Consider the following 7,156-nt stretch of genomic DNA (forward strand, 5'->3'; position numbering starts at 1 on the left):
AATGATAATATCAAAGAATGAACTCAGAGGATGTGGCTGTTATGAGTACGGATTTTGCACATAGATTAAAGGAACTGCGTCTGGCCAAGGACTTGACCCAAAAGGAATTTTCCGATCTGTCCAAAATAAGCCAAAGTGCTATTTCCATGTACGAAAGTGGACAAAGGGAGCCTACCCTGGAGGTTTTGGATATATTCGCCAAATTTTTCAAGGTAGACATGAACTATATGGCCGGCAAAACCCAAAAGCCAGTGGTTATAGATATTGTGTCCCCCGGGCCTGAGGATCCAAACCCGGAAAAAAATGCCGACAAGAAGCTCCTTGATGCGTACCACAGGGCCCCGGAGCATATACAGAAAATCGTCACCGCCTGTCTGGAGCCATATTGGGAAGACAAACATTAATATCCACAACGTAAAAAAGAGATGCAGCAATTTTCATTGCTACATCTCTCGTTTTTTTATAAAGCTTTATTTATGTCCGCCACAGCCACAGTTGCAGCCACCGCTGCAATCTGTACCACAGCAATCATGCTTGCCAGAACGGTAATTATTAATTACATGGCGGGTTGCCATAACAAACAACGCCAATATTACTGCACCAATAATGTAAGTTGCCATAAAAGGCACCTCCTCTTATTCAAAGCCCAGCAGACGGCCCACCTGATAAACAATCAGTGATACTACCCAAGCCAGGGCAAACATATAACCAGCGGCAAAGAACATCATCTTCCAGCTGTTGGTTTCCTTCTTGATGGTACCCAATGCAGTTACGCATGGAGTGTAGAGCTGGGAGAATACCATAAATGCCAGGGCAGACAGGCTGGTGAAGGCTGCTGCCATACCAGTAGCACCCAACGCCTCAGCAGTTTCAATAGCATCCTCAGCCTCAGCAGATACATCTGGCAGACCATAGAGCACACCGATAGTAGATACTACAGACTCCTTGGCCAGAATACCGGAAATAACTGCTGCACCGGCCTCCCAGTTGCCGAAGCCATGGAAGGTAAAGAGGGCACCTACAACTGCACCGATGGAAGCCAGGAAGGACTCACTCTGCTCCTCCACCATACCATCGAAGTTAAATGCACCCAGGAACCAGATGATGATACAGCCAGCGAAGATAATGGTACCGGCCTTAACCAGATAACCCTTACCCTTGTCCCAGGTCTCCAGAAGAACAGTCTTCATGTCAGGCATACGATATGGAGGCAGCTCCAACAGGAAGGTAGCTGTTTCATCCTTGTACTTGGCTGCAGTTAACAGCTTGGTGGAAACGATGGCCATTACCACGCCCACGATGTACATAGCAAATACTACGTTAGTAGCATCCTCTGGGAAGAACATGGCTGCAAAGAGAGCCATAATAGGCAGTTTAGCGCCGCAGGTCAGGAAAGGTGCGGCCAAAATGGACAGGATTCTGTCCTTTTCATTATCCAACGCACGGGCACCCATAATGGAAGGCACACCGCAACCAAAGCCCATCATCAGCGGCATAACACTCTTACCGCTAAGACCAGCCCGGCGCATGATAGGGTCCATGATAAATGCAACACGGGCCATATAGCCAGTTCCATCAAGGAAGCTCAGGCAGAAGAACAAAATGAAAATCAATGGTACGAATACCAGAACGGAACCTACACCACCGATGATACCATCTAAGATAAGGGCCTGCATCCAGTCAGCAACCTCAGCCCCTTCCAGGGCTCCTGCCACCCAGTCGGTGAAGTCCCCGGCAATGAAATCATCCAGGGCATCAGCAATAGGCTGACCAATCCACTCAAAGGTAATCTGGAACACGCCATACAAAATAGCCAGGAACAGTGGCAGTGCCAACACACCATTGGCCAAAACGCTGTCCACCTTCTCGGTGAAGCTGGTGCCGGCGTTGGTTACCTCCACAGCCTCGTCCATGATGCTGTCAATAAAGGCATAACGCTGCTTGATAATAGCCTCCTGAAGTTCCATGCCCTCCAGACCGCTGTTTTCAATCTCCTGAATCTTGGCAATATGCTCATTCAGACGTTCAGTTGGTCCGTAGCTTTCCATGGAAATGGAAGTAAATACGTGAAGCAGATTCTTAATGCTGCTGCCATCACGGGCTACAGTAACAATTACTGGATAACCCAGGATTTTTTCCAGCTTCTTGATGTCAATCTTAACACCACGGCGTTTGGCCTCATCCTGCATGTTCAGATCCAGCACCATTGGAATGCCCTTCTCCAAGAGCTGCACGGTCAGGAACAGGTTACGCTCAATGTTGGAGGAGTCAATAACATCCACCACCAAATCCATCTTCTGCTCCTGAAGGAAATCTATAACTATTTTTTCCTCCGGGCTGCGGGCATTGACACTGTAAGTACCTGGCAGGTCGATTACGTGAATTTCCTTGCCGCCGTAGGTTACATGGCCTTCCTTCTTGTCTACTGTTACGCCAGGCCAGTTACCGATTTTCTGTCTTGCCCCTGTTATTTCATTAAATATTGTGGACTTGCCGGTATTTGGATTACCGGTAAGTGCTACTCTCATAATGTTATCATTCATAATTGCTGCTTCCATTTACATCATCCCACCTGTGTTACTTCAATCTTTTCTGCATCATCACGGCGCATAGCCAAATTATACGAACGGATACCCACCGCCATCGGGTCACCTAACGGTGCAGAACGAAGTACCTTAATGGTAGTTCCTGGAATAAGACCCATAGTCATGAGCCGTTCCTTAAGCAATGAATCGCCAATACTCTCCACTCTGACGGTCATGCCTGTCTTACATTCTTTAAGAGTCATGCTTAAACCTCCATGTAATGTTTTTTATCATTCCCATTTTATAACGTCCTCGTTACATGAAACAAAAACGATAATTACTATCATTAACACAGATTATGATACCCTTTATCAGTTGTATTGTCAAGTGAAAAATACTCTCATTTCCAACATTTAGTCAAAAAAATAACAGCCATCATCATTATGATTGCTGTTATTTCTGTATTTCCTGTTCCTTGAGCCAATCAAGGTACTTTATGTCATCCTTGGTGAGCTCCGCGGTTTCCAGCAAATCCGGACGATTACGCAGGGTAATCTCCAAGGACTTCTCACGGCGCCATTTGGCGATTTTGGCGTGGTCCCCGGAAAGGAGTACATCCGGCACCTTCATGCCCTCAAACTCCCGCGGGCGGGTATACTGAGGATGCTCCAACAGGCCGTTATAGAAGGAATCGGTAGGTGCAGACTCCTCGGAGCCCAATACCCCCGGCAGCATTCTGGATACAGCGTCCGTAATAATCATGGCCGGCAGCTCCCCGCCAGTCAGAACATAATCCCCGATGGAAATTATCTCGTCTGCCAGATTTTCCGTGATGCGGGCATCAAAGCCCTCGTAGTGACCACAGATAAAGATAAGCTGGTCGTACTGTGCCAGCTCCCGGGCCTTGGCCTGATTAAACACGCTGCCCTCAGGACTCATTAAAAGCACCCGGCGGTTGGCAAAATCCGTGGTTTCCTTCAGATGGCGCACAGCCTTGAACATAGGCTCCGGCTTAATAACCATGCCGCTGCCCCCGCCAAAGGGAGTATCATCCATCTGCTGGTGCTTGCCCTCGGCAAAATCCCGGGGATTGGTTATCTGAATATCCAGAATCCCATTCTCAATGGCCCGCTTTGTTATGCTGTCCCCAAAAGGACCTTCAAACATGGCCGGAAACAGGGAAAGAATATCTATACGCATCAGATTTCCTCCGGCATGTCCACTACCATGCGGCCTTCCTTGATATTGATTTCCTTGACTACAGCCTTCAGGGCCGGAATCATGAGCTGCTTGGCTTCACCCTTCTTGGATGCCACATATACATCATTGGCACCGGTCTTCAGCACATCCGTAACAAAGCCCTGGGATACACCGTCCATATCAAAGACCTCCAGGCCGATAATATCAAAGGTGTAGTATTCCCCTTCCTCCAGCGGCATAGCGTCCTGCTTGTCCACGTAGAGAAGGCTGCCGGTGAGCTGAGCCACTTCCTCACGGGAAAGATACTGCTTAAATTTGATGATAACAAACTGCTTGTGGTATTTCACGGATGCCACGTCCAGCAGCTCATCACCTACATATACCTGTTTTAATTCTTCAAACCGCTCCGGAAAATCGGTCAATGGAATGACACGGAGCTCGCCACGAATACCGTGAGGAGCTCCTGCTTTACCAATGACAATTCGATTATCAGCTGCGGATGGCGATGATAACGTCATCTTCAACAACAACCTCCACATTAAACTGGTCACGAACATTGTCGCCTTTTTTCAGTTCAACGAAACGCTCAGTAGTACCCTGAACGATTTCTGCACCCAGAACCAGCTTCTCAGTATCAGCAATACGGGCCTCAGTCTGAGCAACGAAATCCTCGCGCTTCTGACGCTCGATGCCAAAATGCTGATGAATCATGGCTACCTGTTCCTGATCATCTTCCCCAACCTCGGAAAGGGCACGATTCTCCTGGATGTTAATCTGCTGAATCTCAAGCTGAGCCTGGGTAATACCATTGCGGAATTCCTCCAGCATCTTCTCTCTCAGCTTCTCAGTCAGCTTGGCCTTGATAGTCATTGGGAACTTTACTAAAACACTATCCATTGTGAAAAATCCTCCAATTATAGAAATTGCGGCAAGCATCCCCTAAAAGTGGACATTGCCGCATATTAAGCCGATGCATCAGCTTATAATTTCTACATTAACTTTTTTATCCTCGCGAGTAGCAGCAGCCTTGACAACGGTACGCAATGCCTTTGCAATGCGGCCCTGCTTGCCAATTACCTTACCCATGTCCTCTGTAGCAACATGAAGCTCATAGATGACTACATTATCTTCTTCCTTCTCGTTGATAACAACCTGGGAAGGATTGTCTACCAGGGACTTCGCGATAATCTCAACTATCTCTTTCATGCTATGCCTCTTTCTTAGTTCTTAGCATGCTTAGCTGCATCAAACTTTGCCATGATGCCCTGCTTGGAGAATAAGGAACGAACGGTATCAGTAGGCTGTGCACCCTTAGCCATCCATTCGAGAGCCTTCTCTTCGTCGATGTTAACAACTGCTGGCTCCTTAGTGGAATCATAGTTACCAACGATTTCGATGAAACGGCCATCACGTGGAGCACGGGAATCAGCTACAACAATACGATAGAATGGGGACTTCTTTGCACCCATACGGTTCAGACGAATCTTAACTGCCATTTTGAAATTCACCTCCTTAGGATTGGTATATCTAAACTCTATAATATAGAAGATATACTTTATATATCAATGCATGAATGGAAGCTTTAAGCCTCCGAAGCCTTTACGGCCTCCCTGCATCTTTTTAACTCTCTTCATCATCTTGCGCATTTCCTCAAACTGCTTCAAGAGACGGTTGACGTCCTGCACTCTGGTGCCGCTGCCGGCTGCAATACGCTTGCGGCGGCTGCCGTTGATGATGCTTGTATTGGCTCTTTCCTTTGGTGTCATGGAGCGGATAATAGCTTCCACCTGGCGCATTTCCTTGCCATTGAGGTCAACCTCTCTGTCGCCAAGCTTCTTCTTGATATCCCCCATGCCAGGAATCAGGCTCATGATGTTTTCCAGAGAACCCAGCTTCTTGATCTGCTGCATCTGGTCAAGGAAATCATCCAAAGTGAAGTCATCCTTACGGAGCTTCTTCTCCATCTCCTTGGCCTGTGCCTCATCAAAGGTTGCCTGGGCCTTTTCAATCAAGGAAAGAACATCGCCCATTCCCAAAATTCGGGAAGCCATACGATCCGGGTAGAATGGTTCCAAAGCTTCAAGCTTCTCGCCCATACCCACAAATTTTACAGGACAGCCAGTAACTGCCTTTACGGACAATGCCGCACCACCGCGGGAATCACCGTCCAGCTTGGTAAGTACCAGACCATCAAGGCCCAGGTCCTTATTGAAGCTTTCAGCTACATTTACTGCATCCTGACCAGTCATGGCATCAACCACCAAGAGAATCTCATGTGGCTTAACCTGACCCTTTATATCCTTTAACTCCTGCATCAGCTCTTCGTTGATGTGAAGTCGACCAGCGGTATCGATGATGACTACATCATTAGCATGAGTGAATGCATAGTTTAAAGATGACTTAGCAATGGTAACAGCATCCGTACCAGGCTCCATGGAGAACACCGGAATATCCAGCTGCTTACCGATGACCTGCAGCTGGGTAACAGCCGCTGGTCTATATATATCTGCCGCAACCAGTACTGGACGCTTGCCCTGTTTCTTAAGGGAAAGACCCAGCTTACCAGCTGAGGTAGTCTTACCAGCACCCTGCAGACCCACCATCATGATAATTGTTGGCGGATTTGGGGACATATTGATACGGCTCTGGGAGCCGCCCATAAGCTCAGTAAGTTCTTCGTTTACAATCTTGATAACAAGCTGAGCCGGCGTAAGTGCCTCCATGACATCCTGACCGATAGCCCGTTCCTTCACGCGCTTTACAAAGTCCTTAACGACCTTGAAGTTTACATCGGCCTCAAGAAGTGCCATCCGCACTTCCCGCATGGCTTCGTTTACGTCGTCCTCTGTCAGCTTGCCATGTCCGCGAAGTTTTTTAAATGTTTCCTGCAGACGATCTGCCAAACCTTCGAAAATCAATCTAATTCCTCCTGAACCTTGCTGGTATATGGAGCAAGCTTCATAAGTATGTTATCAGCTTCCTTTTTGTCTATCTTATTAATAGAAGAAAGCTGGGAAATATCATCGTAAAGCTCTGTCAGCTCCTGGCGCTGGTGTCTGAGACGCTTGGCCAGGCCGAGCTTTTCTTCGTAGGCTGCCATGGTCTGCTCCGAGCGGTGCAGAATATCATATACAGCCTGTCTGGAAACTGCCAAATCCTCTCCAATCTCTGACATGGAGAAGTCCTCAAAAAGGTGCATGCTAAGACATTTCTGTTGTTTATCTGTAAGCAAAGGCCCATAAATATCGAAGAGCTCCGCCAGATATAAACGCTGCTCAAGCACTGAAAACACCCACTTTCAAGGCATAGCTTTTTCCGACCATAGTTATTATAGCCATACCGTATATCGTTGTCAAGTATTTTCCCTTGTCAAATATAATATTTATTGTTTTACATAAGAAAAGCCGATTAACTTGAGTTAATCGGCTTTT

Annotated in this window: 11 protein-coding genes; 1 reads left to right on the top strand and 10 read right to left on the bottom strand. The window is 47.3% G+C overall.

Annotated features, from left to right (window positions below; genetic code table 11):
• The first annotated feature begins 41 nt into the window (after positions 1–41).
• Complete coding sequence (locus D081_RS04225) at positions 42–404, top strand: helix-turn-helix domain-containing protein (protein ID WP_158087552.1); 363 nt, start codon at positions 42–44, stop codon at positions 402–404.
• Positions 405–470: 66 nt separating this feature from the next.
• Here D081_RS04225 and D081_RS12515 read toward each other — a convergent pair whose 3' ends face one another.
• The 10 genes from D081_RS12515 to ylxM form a co-directional block, all read right to left on the bottom strand.
• A complete protein-coding gene (locus D081_RS12515; RefSeq protein ID WP_143272117.1) occupies positions 471–620 on the bottom strand; it encodes a FeoB-associated Cys-rich membrane protein in 150 nt (49 codons plus the stop codon).
• Positions 621–635: 15 nt separating this feature from the next.
• Positions 636–2,558 carry a ferrous iron transport protein B gene (gene feoB / locus D081_RS04230; RefSeq protein WP_233127416.1) on the bottom strand — a complete coding sequence of 641 codons (1,923 nt, stop codon included), beginning with the start codon at positions 2,556–2,558 and terminating at the stop codon, positions 636–638.
• Between the two features lie 5 nt (positions 2,559–2,563).
• Positions 2,564–2,788 (bottom strand): FeoA family protein, encoded by a 225-nt coding sequence (locus tag D081_RS04235; protein WP_085022885.1) that lies wholly within the window; start codon positions 2,786–2,788, stop codon positions 2,564–2,566.
• Positions 2,789–2,978: 190 nt separating this feature from the next.
• The gene (trmD, locus tag D081_RS04240; RefSeq protein ID WP_085022886.1) at positions 2,979–3,725 is read right to left on the bottom strand and encodes a tRNA (guanosine(37)-N1)-methyltransferase TrmD; all 747 of its coding nucleotides are present in this window, start codon (positions 3,723–3,725) and stop codon (positions 2,979–2,981) included.
• Positions 3,725–4,243 (bottom strand): ribosome maturation factor RimM, encoded by a 519-nt coding sequence (gene rimM / locus D081_RS04245; protein WP_085022887.1) that lies wholly within the window; start codon positions 4,241–4,243, stop codon positions 3,725–3,727. The genes trmD and rimM overlap by 1 nt, the downstream gene beginning before the upstream one ends.
• Positions 4,215–4,622, bottom strand: coding sequence for a YlqD family protein (locus D081_RS04250; protein ID WP_085022888.1), 408 nt, complete (start codon positions 4,620–4,622; stop codon positions 4,215–4,217). The genes rimM and D081_RS04250 overlap by 29 nt, the downstream gene beginning before the upstream one ends.
• A gap of 78 nt (positions 4,623–4,700) precedes the next feature.
• Positions 4,701–4,931, bottom strand: coding sequence for a KH domain-containing protein (locus tag D081_RS04255; protein ID WP_085022889.1), 231 nt, complete (start codon positions 4,929–4,931; stop codon positions 4,701–4,703).
• A gap of 14 nt (positions 4,932–4,945) precedes the next feature.
• On the bottom strand, positions 4,946–5,221 hold the full coding sequence (gene rpsP / locus D081_RS04260) for a 30S ribosomal protein S16 (protein WP_027405572.1): 276 nt from the start codon (positions 5,219–5,221) through the stop codon (positions 4,946–4,948).
• A gap of 66 nt (positions 5,222–5,287) precedes the next feature.
• Positions 5,288–6,643: a signal recognition particle protein gene (ffh, locus tag D081_RS04265; protein ID WP_085022890.1), complete on the bottom strand. Its 1,356-nt coding sequence runs from the start codon at positions 6,641–6,643 to the stop codon at positions 5,288–5,290.
• Positions 6,640–7,017 (bottom strand): YlxM family DNA-binding protein, encoded by a 378-nt coding sequence (gene ylxM, locus D081_RS04270; protein ID WP_369823992.1) that lies wholly within the window; start codon positions 7,015–7,017, stop codon positions 6,640–6,642. The genes ffh and ylxM overlap by 4 nt, the downstream gene beginning before the upstream one ends.
• Positions 7,018–7,156 lie beyond the last annotated feature (139 nt).

This window comes from Anaerovibrio sp. JC8, assembly GCF_002100115.1.
Taxonomy (GTDB): Bacteria; Bacillota; Negativicutes; order Selenomonadales; family Selenomonadaceae; genus Anaerovibrio.

What these genes read in the sequence shown, in the direction of transcription:
- D081_RS04225 (WP_158087552.1), top strand. Translation starts at nt 42, where the DNA reads ATGAGTACGGATTTTGCACATAGATTAAAGGAACTGCGTCTGGCCAAG.
- D081_RS12515 (WP_143272117.1), bottom strand. Translation starts at nt 620, where the DNA reads ATGGCAACTTACATTATTGGTGCAGTAATATTGGCGTTGTTTGTTATG.
- feoB (WP_233127416.1), bottom strand. Translation starts at nt 2,558, where the DNA reads ATGGAAGCAGCAATTATGAATGATAACATTATGAGAGTAGCACTTACC.
- D081_RS04235 (WP_085022885.1), bottom strand. Translation starts at nt 2,788, where the DNA reads ATGACTCTTAAAGAATGTAAGACAGGCATGACCGTCAGAGTGGAGAGT.
- trmD (WP_085022886.1), bottom strand. Translation starts at nt 3,725, where the DNA reads ATGCGTATAGATATTCTTTCCCTGTTTCCGGCCATGTTTGAAGGTCCT.
- rimM (WP_085022887.1), bottom strand. Translation starts at nt 4,243, where the DNA reads ATGACGTTATCATCGCCATCCGCAGCTGATAATCGAATTGTCATTGGT.
- D081_RS04250 (WP_085022888.1), bottom strand. Translation starts at nt 4,622, where the DNA reads ATGGATAGTGTTTTAGTAAAGTTCCCAATGACTATCAAGGCCAAGCTG.
- D081_RS04255 (WP_085022889.1), bottom strand. Translation starts at nt 4,931, where the DNA reads ATGAAAGAGATAGTTGAGATTATCGCGAAGTCCCTGGTAGACAATCCT.
- rpsP (WP_027405572.1), bottom strand. Translation starts at nt 5,221, where the DNA reads ATGGCAGTTAAGATTCGTCTGAACCGTATGGGTGCAAAGAAGTCCCCA.